Annotated in this window: 16 protein-coding genes and 1 pseudogene; 14 read left to right on the plus strand and 3 right to left on the minus strand. The window is 45.3% G+C overall.

Translation table 11 applies throughout. The features are described 5' to 3' along the window. Window positions 1-24: 24 nt before the first annotated feature. Entirely contained in the window at window positions 25-594 is a 570-nt protein-coding gene (locus B6N13_RS02875) for a hypothetical protein (protein WP_169458415.1), read from the minus strand. 39 nt (window positions 595-633) lie between these two features. Beyond that, the gene (locus B6N13_RS02880) at window positions 634-1,089 is read right to left on the minus strand and encodes a hypothetical protein (protein ID WP_169458416.1); all 456 of its coding nucleotides are present in this window, start codon (window positions 1,087-1,089) and stop codon (window positions 634-636) included. Between the two features lie 1,103 nt (window positions 1,090-2,192). Between B6N13_RS02880 and urtA the strand changes: the two genes are divergently transcribed. The 14 genes from urtA to B6N13_RS02950 all read left to right on the plus strand — a co-directional run bounded on the left by urtA (window position 2,193) and on the right by B6N13_RS02950 (window position 16,750). Further along, on the plus strand, window positions 2,193-3,476 hold the full coding sequence (gene urtA / locus B6N13_RS02885) for an urea ABC transporter substrate-binding protein (protein WP_100186805.1): 1,284 nt from the start codon (window positions 2,193-2,195) through the stop codon (window positions 3,474-3,476). A gap of 155 nt (window positions 3,477-3,631) precedes the next feature. Next, window positions 3,632-5,254 (plus strand): urea ABC transporter permease subunit UrtB, encoded by a 1,623-nt coding sequence (gene urtB, locus B6N13_RS02890; protein WP_169458417.1) that lies wholly within the window; start codon window positions 3,632-3,634, stop codon window positions 5,252-5,254. Continuing rightward, window positions 5,251-6,384, plus strand: a complete 1,134-nt coding sequence (gene urtC, locus B6N13_RS02895; RefSeq protein ID WP_169458418.1) for an urea ABC transporter permease subunit UrtC — start codon at window positions 5,251-5,253, stop codon at window positions 6,382-6,384. Before urtB ends, urtC begins: the two co-directional genes overlap by 4 nt. Then, complete coding sequence (gene urtD, locus B6N13_RS02900; RefSeq protein ID WP_169458419.1) at window positions 6,381-7,253, plus strand: urea ABC transporter ATP-binding protein UrtD; 873 nt, start codon at window positions 6,381-6,383, stop codon at window positions 7,251-7,253. The genes urtC and urtD overlap by 4 nt, the downstream gene beginning before the upstream one ends. Beyond that, window positions 7,250-7,957, plus strand: coding sequence for an urea ABC transporter ATP-binding subunit UrtE (gene urtE, locus B6N13_RS02905; RefSeq protein WP_169458420.1), 708 nt, complete (start codon window positions 7,250-7,252; stop codon window positions 7,955-7,957). Before urtD ends, urtE begins: the two co-directional genes overlap by 4 nt. A 53-nt stretch (window positions 7,958-8,010) precedes the next feature. Next, window positions 8,011-8,949 (plus strand): urease accessory protein UreD, encoded by a 939-nt coding sequence (locus tag B6N13_RS02910; RefSeq protein ID WP_169458421.1) that lies wholly within the window; start codon window positions 8,011-8,013, stop codon window positions 8,947-8,949. A gap of 70 nt (window positions 8,950-9,019) precedes the next feature. Further along, window positions 9,020-9,322: an urease subunit gamma gene (locus tag B6N13_RS02915; protein WP_012068672.1), complete on the plus strand. Its 303-nt coding sequence runs from the start codon at window positions 9,020-9,022 to the stop codon at window positions 9,320-9,322. A 15-nt stretch (window positions 9,323-9,337) separates the two neighbouring features. After that, on the plus strand, window positions 9,338-9,655 hold the full coding sequence (locus B6N13_RS02920; RefSeq protein ID WP_169458422.1) for an urease subunit beta: 318 nt from the start codon (window positions 9,338-9,340) through the stop codon (window positions 9,653-9,655). Continuing rightward, on the plus strand, window positions 9,655-11,361 hold the full coding sequence (gene ureC / locus B6N13_RS02925) for an urease subunit alpha (RefSeq protein ID WP_169458423.1): 1,707 nt from the start codon (window positions 9,655-9,657) through the stop codon (window positions 11,359-11,361). The genes B6N13_RS02920 and ureC overlap by 1 nt, the downstream gene beginning before the upstream one ends. Window positions 11,362-11,397: 36 nt before the next feature. Beyond that, window positions 11,398-11,841 (plus strand): urease accessory protein UreE, encoded by a 444-nt coding sequence (locus B6N13_RS02930; protein WP_012068675.1) that lies wholly within the window; start codon window positions 11,398-11,400, stop codon window positions 11,839-11,841. After that, window positions 11,822-12,514 carry an urease accessory UreF family protein gene (locus tag B6N13_RS02935; protein ID WP_169458424.1) on the plus strand — a complete coding sequence of 231 codons (693 nt, stop codon included), beginning with the start codon at window positions 11,822-11,824 and terminating at the stop codon, window positions 12,512-12,514. The genes B6N13_RS02930 and B6N13_RS02935 overlap by 20 nt, the downstream gene beginning before the upstream one ends. 81 nt (window positions 12,515-12,595) lie before the next feature. Then, complete coding sequence (gene ureG / locus B6N13_RS02940; protein ID WP_012068677.1) at window positions 12,596-13,237, plus strand: urease accessory protein UreG; 642 nt, start codon at window positions 12,596-12,598, stop codon at window positions 13,235-13,237. Between the two features lie 69 nt (window positions 13,238-13,306). After that, window positions 13,307-13,891 carry a HupE/UreJ family protein gene (locus B6N13_RS02945; protein WP_012068678.1) on the plus strand — a complete coding sequence of 195 codons (585 nt, stop codon included), beginning with the start codon at window positions 13,307-13,309 and terminating at the stop codon, window positions 13,889-13,891. Between the two features lie 57 nt (window positions 13,892-13,948). Beyond that, the gene (locus B6N13_RS02950; protein WP_348981517.1) at window positions 13,949-16,750 is read left to right on the plus strand and encodes an ATP-binding protein; all 2,802 of its coding nucleotides are present in this window, start codon (window positions 13,949-13,951) and stop codon (window positions 16,748-16,750) included. A gap of 176 nt (window positions 16,751-16,926) precedes the next feature. Here B6N13_RS02950 and B6N13_RS23280 read toward each other — a convergent pair. After that, a pseudogene (locus B6N13_RS23280) lies at window positions 16,927-17,104 on the minus strand (IS110 family transposase); the annotation flags it as partial.

Here is a 17,104-nt window from a genome sequence, read left to right on the forward strand (position 1 = left end):
GCTAGTTATGTAGTGGCATAGTCATTATGTCAACTCAGTAACAAGTGGGCGATGTAATATCGAGATTTTTTCTCTGGATTTTGATCTTGTATCAAAGAGCATTGTGTCCAGTTTTTGTGATGCGACTACTTCGGCTAAAATTTTACGCATAAATGACTCCCATTCTTTTTTAGACGGGTCAAAATCTTGCCAAGAAATCATAAAGTCAAAATTCTCTCCATGCCGTATAAGGCGACCAGGGATACGACTTTCACCGAGGTTGCCAATAAATATTCCGTAACGAAGATATGGGTGAATAGTTTTATGATCTTTAGACTTTTTACTGTATGTAATTGCATCGTGCGTAGTTACACTAGTAATTTTTACTTCAATAACGACACGTGGTTTCCATCTTTCTTCGCTAAGCCACTCATAAATAAGGATATCTGTCTCATACGACATTGTATTATATGTTGGGACTTGGTTTGTGTAATCGGTTACCTCGTTTTTATAAATAAGTTTTTGAGCTGAATCTGCGGCTAAGTTTTTATTTTTAGCCTGCAAATGGTTGTGTATTTTATGGGCAATTACGTCTGCCCATTTTTTTTCTCTCATTATATTTCCCTATTATTAGTGGGCAAAATAGTGCTGTATTTATATGCCTGACTGCTTTTTCTTGTTATATGAGTTTTGTCGCTGTTCAGAATTCTGGACGTACTGAACAGAACGATATTGGTCTAACTTCCAGTTAATTGGATGTCTTAATGTTACGCTTTCATGCGTTAGGCGGTAGGGAATCAAACCCAACTGCAAAAAGCTTATAGTTCCAAGTGATGCTGCTAGATTAGCGAATAGCTGTTCAAAATCTTCTGACAATTGCAGCATTTTTTTCCCATGCTCTGCTTCCATCGAAAGCTGCTCAAACCAATCTTCATCAGCTATTTGAACAGTCGCCTTCGCGGACACTTCGATTGCAGATAGAAGGCGAGTGCAATATTTTTTCCATAAAATGATATCTGTGGAATGCTTAAGCTCATACCACGCCTTTCGACCGAATATATTTTCGAAAAGGTTTTTCAGACCGAAACCATCTTCCATGTTGTATCGCATATTTTCACCAGTTTGCATGATTTTATTGTGTATATGTGCGCTATAGCTTGTCTCGGTAGAGCGATATTTGTTAGGTGTAGATATTTATAGATTGATACTAAAAGACTTCCCAATTAGCTGCCAGTGTTTAGTTTACAAATCTTGATGTCGCTCTAAAGAAATACTTACCTAATGAAAGCTTTGCTTTAAACCGTCTGATTACGGTCGTTCCTCCCTTATGCAGACCTATAAAAACAATTATTCCTGTTAAAGCCCATCCACACTTTCTGAACTCATACCACAGAAGAACGAACTTCGACGCAATCATGATTGCGCGATCCTATGGAGTTTCAGAGTCAGTTGAAAATATCCTTCTTTACAACAGCGAAAACAATCTATGCCTTTCGATACAAGGAGCGTAGGAAGCAATCATGCGCCTATGAAAAAAATCAGGCATTAAAGATCTTAAAGAGACCTTTTGGTTACTTTTGCGGCTCTGGGCAAAAGTTACACGCCCAGCAGGGCGGAATAAAGGTTGGGAATACAAAGCGTTTGAATGGAACCTAAATTCCGCGTTGGACTAAAAGACGCCTTACCTTAGAAAATGAAAGCTTCGCTTTCAACGGCGGATCACGGTCGTACCTCCCTCATCGCGCCCTACGAAAACCGATGAGGTCAGTTCGACGCAACGAAGTTGCGCGATCTTATGGAGTTTCAGAGTCATTGTTTGACGAGCTATCTTCCACCGAAAAAACAATCTATGCCTTACGATACAAGGAGCGTAGGAAGCAATCATGCACCTATGAAAAGAATCAGGCATTAAAGATCTTAAAGCGAATTTTTGGTTACTTTTGTACGTTCTTGAATTAAATAGCGGGCAAAAGTAACACGCCCAGCAGGGCGGAATAAACTCGCAATCTCAAAGCCATTTAAAAGTAACCAAAAATGTTTTTAAAAAAGGCAATTCGTATTGCCCTATACGTCAAATGACGTATCCCTGTAAGTCATTTCGCGCATACCTTTCTATCGTTGATTTTTTAATACTGGCTCTACGGATTTGAGGTGTTCATGCCTCGTCTAAAAAAACCAAAAATATTATAAATCACAATAGGACGGCTCCAACTATGAAAATCAAAACGCTTACATCTGCGATTGTGCTCTCTGGTGCAACGCTTATTGCGCTTCCTTCGCTGGCAGCAGACACAATCAAGGTCGGTGTGTTGCACTCCTTGTCTGGCACGATGGCGATTTCTGAAACCACGCTAAAAGACACTGTCTTGATGATGGTGGATGAGCAAAACAAAAAGGGTGGTTTGTTAGGTAAAAAGATCGAAGCTGTGGTGGTTGACCCAGCATCAAACTGGCCATTGTTTGCAGAAAAAGGTCGTGAGTTATTAACCAAAGACAAAGTGGATGTGATTTTTGGTAGTTGGACATCGGTTTCTCGTAAATCGGTATTGCCTGTATTGGAAGAGTTGAACGGTTTGATGTTCTACCCAGTTCAGTACGAAGGCGAAGAGTCGTCTAAAAACGTGTTCTACACAGGAGCTGCGCCAAACCAACAGGCGATTCCTGCGGTGGATTATTTGATGAACGATCTTGGCGTAGAGCGTTTTGTGCTAGCGGGAACAGATTACGTTTATCCACGTACCACCAACAAAATTCTTGAAGCCTACCTAAAAGGCAAAGGCGTTGCAGCAAAAGACATCATGATCAACTACACGCCATTTGGTCACTCTGATTGGCAGTCGATTGTTTCTGATATTAAAAAATTCGGTAGTGAAGGTAAGAAAACGGCTGTGGTTTCTACCATCAACGGTGATGCCAACGTGCCTTTCTATAAAGAATTGGGTAACCAAGGTATTTCTTCTGAAGATATCCCAGTGGTGGCTTTCTCTGTGGGCGAAGAAGAGCTTTCTGGTTTAGATACGAAACCGTTGGTTGGTCACTTGGCGGCTTGGAACTATTTCGAAAGTGTAGACACGCCTGAAAACGAAGCCTTCATCAAGGCTTGGCATGCATACACAAAAAATCCTGATCGCGTAACGAATGACCCAATGGAAGCGACTTACATCGGTTTCAAAATGTGGGCAAACGCGGTAACGAAAGCGGGCACAACAGATGTTGATGCGGTTGAGCAGGCTATGATCGGTCAAACAACACCAAACCTTACTGGCGGTATTGCAGTAATGAACAAAAACCATCACTTGAGCAAGCCTGTATTGATTGGCGAGATCCAAGACGATGGCCAGTTTGAAGTGGTTTGGGAAACTGATGGTGTGGTTGCAGGTGATGCTTGGTCTGACTTCTTACCAGGCTCTAAAGATCTGATTTCAGATTGGACGGCGCCGATCAAGTGCGGTAACTACAACACCAAAACTAAGACATGTTCTGGTCAGAATTACTAATTTGACCCATTCCCAGGGGTAACCTCGACTCTCTGTCTAGCAGGCTAATTAGCGAGTTAGCCAGAGAGTTATTTTTTACCTTCGAACAAGCTTCTAACTTCTTTTTAGCGTTGTGTTTTTGAATGCTATCGCAATAAACCTACGACACTTGGAGTATGACCTTGAGACGTATCACCTTGAGACATTGCATTGCGCTTTGTTGCTGTCTTTTTGGGCTCTTTTCCCTTTCTACTCATGCGGCTGAAGCGGCTTCTTTTGACCCTTTGCTTGCAGAGTTGGGCGAAGCCAAAATCAAAGACATGGAGCCTATTTTAGTCAGAATCGAAGCCGTATCCGATGAAACCGTTCTGCCGCTACTACGCACCTTACTAAACGGTAACTTGTATTACATCAAGGCAGAAAAAAAGGTCATTGGTGAATTCGAAAGCAACGGCGAAACTTATTACAAAGACGTATTTACTGACGAAATCAACGCTGGCATTGATAGGCGTGATGTCGACAAAATCCGTGTGAACAATAACTTACGTGGGTATTTGCGTAACGCCATTGCCCGTATTCAACTTACTTCCAAATCGCCAAGCGTGCGTGAAAATGCCGTACGCGAATTACTGTCCAAATTAGATGGTAGCACAGTGGCAGTGTTAGAAGGTCTTTACCCGAACGAGACCAATAAAAAAGTAAAAGACGCTATGGGATTGGCGTTGGCTATGAATACTGCGTCACAAACGGAATTGGCAGCGTCTAACCGTATCGCTGCGATTGAAAAGCTTTCCTCTAGTTTAGAAAATGATGTTCGAAACCTACTGACGACCTTAACACGTGACGACAATACGGCGGTGGTGACTGCGGCGAATATCGCTTTAGAAAAAATCGCGCAACGGGCGAATCGTTTTGCTTTTGTCGATCAGTTGTTTTTTGGTTTGAGCCTTGGCTCGGTGTTGTTGCTGGCGTCCATTGGCTTGGCAATTACCTTTGGGGTAATGGGCGTTATTAACATGGCCCATGGCGAAATGATTATGCTCGGCGCTTACACGACGTATGTGGTGCAGTTGATGATGCCGAATTACATCGATTATTCAATTTGGGTAGCGATTCCTGCGGCCTTTTTGGTGTCGGGTTTGATGGGCGTGTTGATCGAGCGTTTGGTGATTTGTCGCTTGCATGGTCGCCCATTAGAAACCTTGCTAGCGACCTTTGGTATCAGTCTGATCTTGCAGCAATTGGTGCGGACGATTTTCTCGCCACTTAACCGTCAGGTGTCTACGCCTAGCTGGATGAGCGGCTCTTGGGAAATAAACCCAGTGTTGTCTTTGACGTTGAACCGTTTGTACATTCTTGCTTTTGCCTTGCTGGTATTTATCGTCTTGGTGATTGTATTGAAGAAAACTCCCCTTGGTCTAAACGTTCGTGCGGTATCGCAAAATCGCAACATGGCAAAAGCCATGGGTGTGAAAACCAATTGGGTGGATGCTATGACCTTTGGTTTAGGTTCTGGTATCGCGGGTATTGCAGGTGTGGCGTTGAGCCAATTGACCAACGTAGGGCCTAACTTGGGACAATCTTACATTATCGATTCTTTCATGGTGGTGGTGTTCGGTGGTGTGGGTAACTTGTTAGGAACCTTGGTTGCGGCCTTCACTTTGGGGATCGCGACGAAATTTCTTGAGCCAACGACGGGGGCGGTTCTCGCGGCTATTCTGGTGTTGGTGTTTATTATTCTCTTTATTCAAAAACGTCCTAAGGGACTCTTTCCACAAAAAGGGAGGGCGGCAGAATGACACGTCTTACAGCTTGGTTTACTGAAGGACGCTCGACGGGCAAACACACTCTGCCATTTGTGGTGATTTTATTAGGTGTAACGATTTTGGCTTCGGCCGCGAATCTGTTTTTACCCGCCGACTCGATCTTCTATGTCAGCACTTACACCATCACGCTTTTAGGTAAGTATTTGTGCTACGCCATGCTGGCGTTGGCGGTGGATATTATTTGGGGTTATTGCGGCATTTTGAGTTTAGGACATGGGGCATTTTTCGCCTTGGGCGGTTACGCGATGGGCATGTATTTAATGCGCCAAATTGGTGATCGTGGCGTTTACGGTAACCCAATACTACCTGACTTCATGGTGTTCTTAGACTGGAAAGAATTGCCTTGGTTTTGGCTGGGCATGGATCAGTTCTGGTTCGCTATGCTGATGGCGGTGTTTATTCCGGGGTTATTGGCCTTTGTGTTTGGTTGGTTGGCGTTTCGTTCTCGTGTTACTGGTGTGTATCTTTCCATCATGACGCAAGCGTTGACCTATGCCTTGTTGTTGGCTTTCTTCCGCAATGAAATGGGCTTTGGTGGCAATAATGGTTTGACCGACTTTAAAGAAATCCTTGGTTTCAGTCTGCAAGCCGACAGTACTCGTGTTGCCTTGTTCTTAATCACAGCGATTTTGCTGGCAGTAATCTTTGTGATCAGTCAGAAGATTTTATCTTCTCGCTTTGGCAAGGTGGTGTTGGCGATTCGTGACTCTGAATCTCGCTCACGTTTCATCGGTTATCGCACCGATCGTTACAAGGTCTGGTTGTTTGTCTATTCCGCTGTCATTGCGGGCATAGCTGGCGCTTTGTATGTGCCGCAAGTGGGCATTATCAACCCAGGTGAGTTTTCTCCAATCAACTCTATTGAGATGGTGATTTGGGTGGCTGTTGGTGGTCGTGGCACCTTGATTGGTGCGGTGATTGGAGCCTTATTGGTGAACTACGCGAAGACCCGTTTTACAGCCATCATGCCAGATGCTTGGTTATTTGCCCTTGGAGCCATGTTTGTCTTGGTTACCTTGTATTTACCAAAAGGTTTGATGGGCTTGTATGGCCAGCTAAAGGCTAAGCGAAACAGTGTTACGAAAAAGGAGTCGCAAGCATGAGTACCTTAGATAGTACCCGTGAATTCTTCCGCCGAGATCAGGTGTGGCCATTTTTGGCACCCGAGCAGGCCGCCGTAAACGTCGATAACCAGATGATTCTTTACGTGGAAGATTTGAATTTAAGCTTCGACGGTTTTAAAGCATTAAATAATCTGAATTTGTATATCAATGACGGCGAATTGCGTTGTTTGATCGGTGCCAATGGAGCGGGCAAAACCACCTTGATGGACGTGATTACCGGTAAGACTCAGTGCGATTCAGGTACGGTTTTCTTTGGACAGAATCACAACCTATTAAATAAAGACGAAGCGGAAATTGCTCAGCTTGGCATAGGTCGTAAATTCCAAAAGCCGACTGTGTTTGAAGAGCAAACCGTGTTCGATAATTTGGAATTGTCCCTTAAAACCGACAAACGTGTTTTGCCGACTTTATTCTCGCGTTTAACGCCAACGCAAATTGATCGCATTGATGAGGTGCTAAAAACCATTGGTTTGGCTAAGCAGCGTTTTATGCTGGCGGGTTCCTTGTCTCACGGACAAAAACAATGGTTGGAAATCGGCATGTTGCTAGCGGCTGATCCAAGGCTGTTATTGATCGATGAACCAGTGGCTGGCATGACAGCGCAAGAAACGGAACGCACGGCGGAGTTGTTAACGTCTTTAGCCGGAGAGCGAACCGTAATTGTCGTGGAGCACGATATGGAGTTTGTGCGCAGCATTGCTCGTACGGTAACCGTTTTGCACCAAGGCTCCGTATTGGCCGAAGGCACTATGGATCAGATTCAAAGTAATAAAGACGTAATTGAAGTATACCTTGGTGAAGAAGCCGCTAGCGAGAAAGCGCAAACAATAGCAGGAGCCACAGCATGATTTCCATTAACAATGTCGATCAACTTTATGGTGGTACACAGATACTTTGGGGCTTGGATTTAGACATAGTTCCCGGCTCTATAACTTGCATCATGGGACGCAACGGCGTGGGTAAAACCACTTTACTAAAAGCCATCATGGGTTTGTTGCCGATCACAAAAGGCGAGATCACCATGGAAGGCGAAATACTGAATAAACAAAGCGCCGAAAAACGCGCTTATTCAGGCATTGGTTATGTGCCTCAGGGGCGAGATATTTTTCCCATGCTCACGGTAGAAGAAAACCTGCGTATTGGTTTGCCTGTGCGTGGTAAGCGCACGAAAGACTCTCCAAAAGAAATTCCAGAGAAAATCTTTGAGCTTTTTCCGGTATTGAAAGACATGTTGCATCGTCGTGGTGGTGATTTATCAGGCGGCCAGCAACAGCAGCTGGCGATTGGCCGTGCTTTGGTATTAGAGCCAAAAGTCTTGATTCTTGATGAACCTAACGAAGGTATTCAGCCGAACATTGTGAAGCAAATCGGCGATGTGATTTTAAAGCTGAACGAAGAAGAAGGATTAACCGTTATCTTGGTGGAACAAAAGCTTGGCTTCGCTCGTCGCGTCGGGAAAGAATTTCGTCTGATGGAAAAGGGACGCATTGTGGCGGCGGATAAAATGGAAAATCTCAACGACACCCTGATAAAACAATACTTGGCGGTCTGATTTTTGCATTGTTGAGCGATTAGGCGATACGCAAAAAACGCTATAGGGCATCAATGAATAATAAACATAATCTTGCTTTGGCAGAACAATACGACCAAAAGCCGCTGATAGAAACGTCCATGTTGCCCGAAGTTGGTGCTTCGCAGTGGCATGCGTTTCTGACGTTAGGCTTTAGTAAAACAGCCCGTGGTACTGTGCTGAAAACCTGTGATCATAAAGGGCCTTTGTATGTGCAAAAGCCTTTTTACCCTGAAGGTCGAGACACGGCACACATCTATTTATTGCATCCGCCAGGTGGTTTGGTATCTGGGGATCGTCTCACTATCACGGCAAACCTAGCCGAAAATACACATGTTTTGATCACAACCCCTGGGGCGGGTCGTGTTTATCGTGCTCGAAAGGATAAAACGCTACAACACCAAATTACCCAGCTTAATGTGGCTGAAAACAGCTTAATGGAATGGTTGCCACAAGAAACCATTCTGTATCCCAATGCCCACACACGCCTTGAAAACCGTATACATCTTGCGGATAACGCCAAGTTTATTGGTTGGGAAATAACGTGTTTTGGTTTACCCGCCAATCAAGAGGATTTTGCGCAAGGTCATGCAGAGCAGGGCTTTGAAATTCGCCAAAATGGTCGTCTTAAGGTGCGTGAACGTTTGGTGATAGATGATAGTAGCCGAACGGTTTTCGCGGCCAAAGCTGGGCTAGCTGGCAAACCCATTAATGGTTTGATGATTGCTGGCCCCTTTGACCTGACCCATGCTTCTCATTCAGCGAGCCATGATGAACTGATCGACTCCCTACGAAAACATTGCGCGCAACATAACTCAGTGAGTGGCGTAAGTTTGGTTGGCGAGTACATTTTCGTGCGCAGTCTTCATCATGATTCCGAACAAGTGAAGCAGCTATTTATTCAGTGTTGGCGAGAAATTCGTCCCGCATTAATCAATAAAGAATCCAATGAACCAAGAATTTGGGCGACCTAAAATTGTGCGAACGCTCTATTTTTGTTCATTAAATTTAATTTAAAAGTCACACAATGAGGCATAGATATAAATGGAACTCCTGCCAAGAGAAAAAGATAAGCTTCTTGTATTTACCGCTGCCTTGCTTGCCGAGCGCCGCTTGAATCGCGGTCTAAAATTGAACTACCCCGAAGCTATGGCGTTCATCACCATGGAAATTATCGAAGGCGCTCGCGATGGTAAAACCGTGGCGGAATTAATGGCCTACGGCAAAACCTTATTAAGCGCGGAACAAGTGATGGATGGTGTGGTGGAGTTGATCCACGAAGTGCAGGTGGAAGCGACGTTCCCAGATGGGACCAAGTTAGTCACCGTTCATAATCCTATAAATTAGGGAAGGAGAACCTCCATGATTCCAGGTGAAATACAGGTTGCCGAAGGCGTTATCGAACTCAATGTGGGTCGCAAGACGGTGAAAATTCGCGTCGAAAATACCGGTGATCGTCCTGTGCAAATTGGCTCCCATTATCATTTTTACGAAGTGAATCCAGCCTTGTCTTTTGATCGTGAATTAACCAAAGGTTTTCGTTTGAATATCGCTTCTGACACCGCTGTGCGTTTTGAGCCAGGTCAAGGTCGTGAAGTGGAGTTAGTCGAATACGCAGGTACGAAGACCATTTACGGTTTCCGAGGTGAAGTCATGGGTAAATTGGTAGGAGCAGAATAATGGCGACGATGGACAAACAAAGTTATGCGCAGATGTTCGGCCCGACTACTGGCGACCGTGTGCGTTTAGGCGATACTGATATTTGGATTCAGGTGGAAAAAGATTTCACCGTCTATGGTGACGAAGTGAAATTCGGTGGTGGCAAGGTCATTCGTGACGGTATGGGACAAAGCCAAGTGACCAATGAGATTGCCGTAGATTTGGTGATTACCAATGCTCTGGTGTTGGACCATTGGGGAATTGTGAAAGGCGATGTTGGCATCAAAGATGGCCGCATTTTTAAAGTGGGTAAAGCGGGCAACCCAGACGTACAAGATAATGTGGATATTGTGGTTGGCCCTGGCACTGAAGTGATTGCTGGAGAAGGTTCTATTCTGACCGCGGGAGGCATTGATGCCCACATACACTTTATATGTCCGCAACAAGTGGAAGAAGCGTTAACCTCTGGCGTCACCACCATGATTGGTGGCGGTACTGGACCTGCTACGGGAACGAAAGCAACGACTTGTACTTCGGGTCCTTGGTATCTTGGCAAGATGTTACAAGCAACCGACAGTATGCCGATGAACTTAGGTTTTTTAGGCAAAGGTAACGCCAGTCTGCCAGAGGCCTTAGAGGAGCAGTTAGAAGCGGGCGCATGTGGGCTAAAATTGCATGAAGATTGGGGAACTACCCCAGCATCAATTGATTGTTGTTTGAGTGTCGCAGAAGCCTACGATGTGCAAGTAGCTATCCATACCGACACGCTGAACGAATCTGGCTTTGTTGATAGCACCATTGATGCTTTTAAAGATCGTGTCATTCACACTTATCACACCGAAGGCGCAGGCGGCGGTCACGCTCCAGATATTATTCAAGCTTGTTCTAACCCAAATGTTCTGCCTTCTTCAACCAACCCAACGCGCCCTTATACTCACAACACGGTTGATGAGCATTTAGACATGCTAATGGTATGTCACCATTTGGACAGTAATATCGAAGAAGACGTAGCTTTTGCTGATTCGCGGATTCGTAAAGAAACCATTGCCGCGGAAGACATTCTCCATGATCGTGGCGCTTTCAGTATGATTTCGTCTGATTCCCAAGCGATGGGACGAGTGGGCGAAGTGGTAACTCGCACATGGCAAACAGCCCACAAAATGAAGCAACAGTTTGGTTTATTACCAGAAGATCAAGAATTGGGTGCGGATAATTTTCGTGCTCGTCGTTATATTGCTAAGTACACCATCAACCCTGCCATTGCTCATGGTATCAGTCACGAAGTGGGGTCAATTGAACCGGGAAAAATGGCCGATTTGGTCTTGTGGAAGCCCGCTTTTTTTGCCGTGAAACCTTCGATGATTATCAAAGGTGGCATGATTGCCAGCGCTCCAATGGGTGACCCAAATGCCTCCATTCCAACCCCACAACCTGTGCATTATCGGCCTATGTTTGGCTCCTGTGGTAAGGCTGCGGCAGCGACGTCTGTGACCTTTGTATCTAAGGCCGCATTGAATAATGGCTTGAAGGAAAGTCTTGGATTGGAACGTACTTTGGTGGCTTGTAAAAACACGCGCAATATTTCCAAGCTCGATATGATCCATAACGATTGGCTCCCAAATATTACTGTCGATCCGCAAACCTATGAAGTGCGAGCGGATGGGGAGTTATTAACCTGTGAGCCTGCGGAGAGGTTACCTCTCGCACAACTCTACACGCTTTTTTAGGCTCTTTTTTAGGAACGTTTTTTTGAGGAAGATAGCATGCTAGATATTTACGAAAGATTAGGCACACATTGCCATGATCCGGTTTACACCACTGTGACGTTAACCCATGAACAGCGTGACCGCGGACGTTTAAAACTTGTCGGTGAAAATAACGAGGAAGTTCGTGTTTTTCTTGAACGCGGTAAACCGCTGTTAGTAGGGGAATTCTTAAAATCTGAATGCGGCAAGATAGTTCAAGTCGCTGGTGCCGTAGAAGATGTGGCTCATGCCAGTTGCGAAGATTGGGAAGCTTTTTCCAAGGCTTGTTATCACTTAGGTAATCGCCATACCAAAATCCAAATTGGTGAGCGTTGGCTACGTATCAAACCAGACCATGTATTAGAAGACATGTTACATATGCTTGGTTTGATCGTTACCCATGAAGAAGCGGTGTTTGTGCCTGAATCTGGAGCTTACAGTCATGGACACAGTCACCACTAACATTGTCACCACAGACATTCGTTTATTGCGGCTTTTGCAATTAAGCAGCGTGGGTTTGCCTGTGGGCGGCTTTGCTTTTTCTCAGGGCATGGAATATGCCATTGATCAAGGTTGGGTGAAAAACAAAGCCGAAGTATCTGACTGGATTGGCTTGCAATTGCAACAATCGGTAGCTCGTGTGGATTTACCTGTGCTGCGGTTATGCATGGACGCCGCTAAGCAGCAAAACACAGAAAGATTATTTGAACTGAATGATTTGGTACTGGCCTGCCGAGAAACCAAAGAGCTGCGACTGAATGATACTGCGATGGGGGAAGCTTTATTTCGTCTAATGGGCAGCCTGCAAATAGATACGCCATTTAAGCGTTTAGATGAGATGAGCTTTGTTACCTTGTTTGCCATTGCCGCCAACCATTGGGGGCTAGAAGTGGATCTTGCTTGTCTAGGCTTTACTTGGTCTTGGCTAGAAAACCAAATTGCTGCAGCAACCAAGCTAGTCCCCCTTGGGCAAACACAAGCGCAAGAATTGCTAGGTGAGTTACAGACAGATATTCGACATGCCATTGCCATGTCATTAAATATTGAAGAAGAGCGTGTTGGCGCAGGATTACCAGCTATCGCCATCGCTAGCGCGCTACACGAAACACAATACTCGCGGCTATTTCGCTCTTAGTGTTTTAGTTCCCTCCTTATGGAGACGAGGAGCTAAGAACCGCCGAGTATTAATTATTGAGTTAAGAACAAGGAACCTAATATGAAAAAACAAACATTACGAATTGGTGTAGGTGGTCCAGTAGGATCAGGCAAAACGGCTTTATTGCGTTCTTTGTGTAGTGCTATGCGTGACTATTACAACATTGCCGTGGTGACCAATGATATTTACACCCAAGAAGACGCGAAGTTCTTAACCCAGCATGAAGCCTTGGATGCGGATCGTATCTTGGGTGTGGAGACAGGCGGCTGTCCTCATACGGCAATTCGTGAAGACGCGTCGATGAACTTAGCGGCAATAGATCAGTTATTAGAACGCCACGGCGCATTGGATGTGGTATTCGTGGAAAGTGGTGGTGATAACTTAAGTGCGACGTTCAGCCCAGAGTTATCCGACTTTACCATTTATGTTATTGACGTATCTGCTGGTGACAAAATTCCTCGTAAAGGCGGTCCTGGTATTACGAAATCGGATTTGTTGATTATTAATAAAACTGATCTAGCGCCTTTGGTTGGCGCGTCTTTGGATGTTATGGCGCACGACGCCAAAATTCAACGTGGCGATCGTCCTTTCATTTTTTCTAACCTCAAAAGTGCCCAAGGTTTGGATGAAATTATTCAGATTATTGTGTCTGAAGGGATGTTGGAAGCAAAAGAAATACCTGCAGCGAAAGCCGTCGTTTAAATAGCTACTGCGCTCGTTATTTCGTTGGGAAGTATTAATTTTTGGTTGATCAAGTATTAGGAGAAATTTATGAAGGCATTGAAAACAAAAGGCTTGTTTGCTGCGGCTTCGTTAGTAGCGGCAGGTTCTGTATTTGCTCATCCGGGGCACGAACACGCGTCCAGTTTTATGGCGGGCTTTTCTCACCCTATGGGTGGTTTGGATCATCTTTTAGCCATGGTGGCGATTGGTCTTTGGGCGGCGAGCATTGGTGGTCGCGCTTTGTGGGCAATCCCCGTTGCGTTTGTTATGACGATGATCCTTGGTGGTGGTTTGGCTGTGGCTGGTATGTCAGTACCATTTGTTGAACAAGGTATTTTACTGTCTGTGATTGTTCTTGGTGCTTTGGTGTTGTTTGCTAAGCGTTTACCAACGGCGGTTTGCGTGGCGATTGCTGGTGGTTTTGCGTTATTCCACGGTGCTGCACATGGAATGGAAATGCCTTTGAATGCCAATGGTCTGCAATATGCGTTAGGTTTTGCTTTGGCAACAGCGGGTTTGCATGCAGTTGGTCTAGGCTTTGGTCAGGTAATGGCGAAAATCGGTACGCCTTTGGTGACACGCATTAGTGGTTCTTTAATTGCGACAGCGGGTTTGGTGCTTGCTTTTGCTTAACTCACTTTTGTCTTGTAAGCCACGGAGCGGCACTCTAATACCTAAGTCCGAGATATTATGACTGCGGCACAAAAGATCTTTAAAGTGCGACGCCACTATAACAAGTGGGTTGCTGACCAAACGATGGAAGATTACGCCCTGCGTTACACTTCTAGGCATGACAGCAGCTCCAAGCAAGGTCATGTCATGAGCATTGAGCGTGTCGGTCATACGGCGCTCGGTGCGACCGCGTTTTTAGCTTTAGAGGGATTGGCCGCGGTTATTACACTGGCGTATGGGTTTACCAATGCCGTAGCGGCCATTCTCACGGTATTGGCGGTGTTTTTTATCACTGGCTTTCCCATTGCTTATTATTCTGCCAAGCATGGCTTGGACATAGATTTACTGACTCGAGGAGCGGGTTTTGGCTATCTTGGGTCGACGATAACCTCACTGATTTACGCCACATTCACATTTATCTTTTTTGCTATCGAAGCAGCGATTTTAGCCTCGGCGATGGAAGTTCTGTTGGGCATTCCGTTGGCCTTGGGTTATGCGCTTTCGGCTATCTTTGTGATTCCTATCGTAACGCACGGTATTCGTGCTATCAGCCGTTTTCAAAATGGCAGCCAGTGGATTTGGTTGGTGTTGCAAGTCGCTGCGATTGGGGTGGTAGTGACGCAGGAATACCAAAACTTCGAAGGCTGGACGCAATACGCGCCGGTGGATTTACCACAAAGTACGCATTTCGATTGGATACTGTTTGGTTCGGCGGCGTCTGTGTTATTTGCTCTTATGGCGCAGATTGGTGAGCAGGTCGACTATTTACGTTTTTTCCCGATCAAGAACAAACAAAATCGCCGACGCTGGTGGTTTTGGCTTATTTTAGCTGGCCCTGGTTGGGTATTTATTGGCGCGATCAAAATGCTGTTAGGCTCATTTTTGGCCTATTTAGCAATTTCTGATGGCGCTAGTGTGGTTCAAGCGACAGACCCTACTTATTTGTATCAGCGCATCTTTTTCTTTTTGACTACCTCCCCGACTACGGCCTTGTTGTTGGCAGCGGTGTTTGTGTTTATCTGTCAGATGAAAATCAATTTAACCAATGCGTATGCGGGTTCCATTGCTTGGTCCAATTTCTTCTCGCGTTTAACCCACTCTCATCCAGGCCGTGTCGTCTGGTTAGTGTTTAACGTTACCATTGCGTTATTGCTGATGGAGTTGGGCATTTATCAAGCCTTGGGCGCGATTCTAGGTGTGTTTGCAATAGCCGCCGTGAGTTGGTTGGGGAGTTTGTCTGCGGACTTGTTGATTAACAAACCTTTAGGACTAAGCCCTAACTATGTGGAGTTTAAGCGGGCGCATTTGTATGACATAAACCCAGTGGGAACAGGCTCTATGTTGATTGCCACGTCATTGGGGTTGGTGAGTTATTTAGGTGTCTTTGGGGAAGTGGCAAAAAGTTTGTGTCACTTTATTTCGCTGGGCTCGTGTTTTGTCTTTGTGCCACTGATCGCATGGCTCACCAAGGGTAAGTATTACTTAGCACGTCAAAGTACCGAACTGATTCCGATGATCGAGCTGGCAAGACAGCGCAACCCTAAGTATGTCACCTTGACCTGCGGGATTTGTGAGAATGCTTTCGAAACGGAAGACATGAGTTTTTGCTCGGCCTACATGCAGCCGATTTGTTCCTTGTGTTGTTCCTTGGATGTGCGCTGTTTAGACAGCTGCAAGCCGCAGGCGAGTATTGGTCAGCAGAGTGATTATTTCTTAAAGCTGTTTTTGCCCAAGGGATTGGTAAAAGCACTGAGTTCTCGTTTTGGTCGTTTTGCGTCTTTATTGCTGGTGATCAACATCATTAACGCAGCATTGATGATGTTGATTTATCGGCAAATGGCACCGAGTTCGCTGAATGAAGCTGTCTTGCTGAAAGACACCATGTTGGCGCTGTTTTTTACTTTATTGATTGTCTCTGGTGTCTTGTCTTGGTTGTTTGTGCTTGCCCATGAAAGCCGAGTGGTGGCGCAGAAAGAGTCGAATCGGCAAACTCGGAAATTGATTCGTGAGATTGACGCTCACCAAGAAACTGACCGTGCATTACAAAATGCAAAAGAACAAGCCGAGCGGGCAAATGAGGCGAAAAGTCGTTATCTTACGGGGATTAGCCACGAATTACGCACGCCGCTGCAATCTATTATTGGCTATGCACAGCTGTTATCTGAAAAAGCCAATACGCCATCAGGGCATCAGAATGGCCTGGATATTATTCATCGCAGTGGTTTGTATCTGGCCGATTTGATTGAAGGTTTGTTGGATATTTCGAAGATTGAGGCAGGGCGTTTTGATCTGTATCGCAATACGGTGGATTTGCCGAAATTGATCGATCAGCTAAACAGTATGTTTGCCATGCAGGCTCGTGACAAAGGCATTCAATTACAATCGAAAATTCTCGCGCCTTTACCTCAGCATGTGGTGACGGATGAAAAGCGTTTGCGGCAAATTTTGATCAATTTGTTGTCAAATGCGGTTAAATACACGCCAAAAGGCTCGGTTTTGTTCGAAGTGAACTATCGCAATCAAGTGGCGGAGTTTGTCATTCGCGACACGGGCGTTGGCATTAAAGAAGGTCATTTAAAGCGCATTTTTGATCCGTTTGAGCGAGTCCGCGATGTCAGTACTGGCAACTTACCCGGCACAGGTTTGGGCTTGACCATAGTGAAGTTGCTGACGGAAATCATGGGCGGTGATATACAAGCTCATTCTGTGGTCGGCGAGGGCAGTGAGTTTCGCGTTAGCCTAATGTTACCTTGGGTCAGCCAAGGGGATGGCTCCGCTTATGTGGACTCCCCCTTGTCAACAACATTAAAGATCAATTAAAGAATAAATGCGTGCTTATGTACGAGCTCTAATTGGGGAAGCTATCCCAGGCTCTATGATATTTACGCGAACTTGTTGTCAAATCTCATGGACGAGCTAACGGCTCTAAGCGAAGCACTGACTAAACAAGCTGATTTTCATCTTTTATTGAGCATTATTGTTGTTTAACAACTCTTTTAAACAGCCAAAAGCTCTGCTTTATATTCTGTACCATTTGCCAACATAGCAAAGGCCGTTCGTACCGTTTTGTTGGCTAACGCGACAGCAGCACACCGTTTTCCTTTGCGCTCAACCATTTGCTGTATCCATAAGTCTTTTTTCGTTTTTGCAGGACGTTTAGTCGCTTGATTAACC

Origin of the sequence: Marinomonas sp. UCMA 3892 (assembly GCF_012726345.1) — a bacterium.
Taxonomy (GTDB): Bacteria; Pseudomonadota; Gammaproteobacteria; order Pseudomonadales; family Marinomonadaceae; genus Marinomonas.